We start from the raw sequence: 1,770 nt of genomic DNA, 5'->3' as shown, positions 1-1,770 counted from the left end.
AAGGTTGCGAATGGCAGGGGCGCCAGCGAGAAAGGTGGATGTACCCGGCAGGTCGATCTGCTCGGTCAGCGTCATATGGTCCTTCCTTAAGTACGGACCGTTTGGTCACGGCCAAGAGTCGATGTCGGCTTGGCAGTGCATCCGAAGCGGCCGAGGATAGGGTTGTCCAGCTCACGATGCCCGGGGTCGCCACGTTTCATTGCTTCCCGTACATCACCACCCGGGCCATCACCACCCGCACCATCGTGTCGCAATGGTGTGGGTCCCCGGTCGTGACGGCCCGGTCCCCGTTCACTACGGCGCGGGTGCCCCGGGTGTCGGTCGACGCCCAAGATTTTCGACGTCTCCCTCCTGCCGACGCGCGATACATTTTCCGGATCCGGACACGACGGATTGGTGGAACCGGTCCGCCACTGAATCCAAGCTCGTTGAACGAGAGCCTTGTCCTCGGGCGCTGTTTCGCTCTTCGAATCCAAGCTCTCGTACAGAGTAACATGAATAGGCTACTCTGTGTAATGAAGTTGGTGTCGTTTCGAAGACGGTGACGGCTGTCAGGTGTCAAACGGGTACTGAAGCCTGCGCCGGGACGGGTGGTAGTCGGGCCGCATCCGATTACTTCCGATGGTTGTTGTATATGGGTGGTTCTCGCACGGATTTCCCGGACCCCGGATCACCGGGATGTCAGTGGGCTTTCAGGAGTGCGGCGAACAGTGTCAGGCCGGGGCCGAATCCGAGGGCGACCACCACTTTGCCCGGTCGGATTTCGCGGGTCTGGAGCAGCCGCTGCAGAACGATCAACACGGTGGCGCTGGCGCAGTTGCCGTATTCCCGGAGGATGTCGTAGGAGGGGGCGATCGCCTCGTCGCTGAGCTGGAGCTGTTTCGCGATGACTCGCAGGATCCGTGCGCCGCCGGGGTGTATGGCCCAGCCGTCGACGTCGTCGCTGGTGTAGCCGTGTGTGGTGAGGAGGTTGGTGACGAGGTCGGCGACGTGGCGTTCCAGGACTTCCGGGACCTGTGGTGACAGTCGCATCCGGAATCCGTGGTCGGTGACGAGCAAACCCATGTACTCGCTGACACTGCTGTCGGTGAGGGCCGTGACATCAAGGATTTCGAGACTCGCTGCGCTGTCCGTCGAAAATGTCCGTCCGAAAGGCGCGACCACGACGGCGGCGGCTCCGTCGGCGAACAGCGAGTGCGCGACGATCTGTTCGAGGTCTTCACGCGTGGGGGTGCCTGCGTGCAGTGTGGGTGATTTGGGTTGGGCGTGCAGGCTGCAGAGTTCGAGGCAGAGCAGCAGTGCGGGTTTGCCGTGGACGGCGACGTATTCGGCGACCGTGCCGAGTCCGGGGATTGCGGCGTGGCAGCCCATGTGTCCGATGATGACGCGGCGTAGATTCGGGGGCATTTGCAGGTCGTGGGACAGCAGGATGTCCAGGCCGGGGGTGACATGGCCGGTGGACGACGCGACTGCGAACAGGCCGAGGTCGCTGGGTGTGAGGCCGGCTGTGGTGAGGGCGTCGCTGGCTGCCTGGCGGCCTAGGGGGAGTGCTTCGGTGAGGTAGCGGCGCATCCGTTCGCCGGTGGTCCATTCGGTGCTGGGTTCTTTGCGGGGGTCGACGGCGTAGTGTCGGCTGACGATTCCGGATGAGGCCCATACTTTTTCGGCGAGTGGGTTGGCTGCGAAGTGGTCGCGGAAGAATTCCCACAGGTCGTCCTGGTTGACCCGTTGTGGTGTGGCTACGGCGGTGCCGACGATGTGTGGCTGGGT

General features: G+C 63.2%; 1 protein-coding gene. It reads right to left on the bottom strand.

Annotated features, from left to right (window positions below; translation table 11 throughout):
• Window positions 1–681 precede the first annotated feature (681 nt).
• On the bottom strand, window positions 682–1,770 hold a 1,089-nt coding region (locus CV1CTNOD_RS22410; protein WP_207386611.1), incomplete at its 5' end, for a type III polyketide synthase.

It is taken from the genome of Protofrankia symbiont of Coriaria ruscifolia (assembly GCF_900634745.1).
Classification (GTDB): domain Bacteria; phylum Actinomycetota; class Actinomycetes; order Frankiales; family Frankiaceae; genus Protofrankia; species Protofrankia californiensis.
Note: the sequence above shows the minus strand (reverse complement) of the source record. Positions and strands in the feature narration are given on the sequence as shown.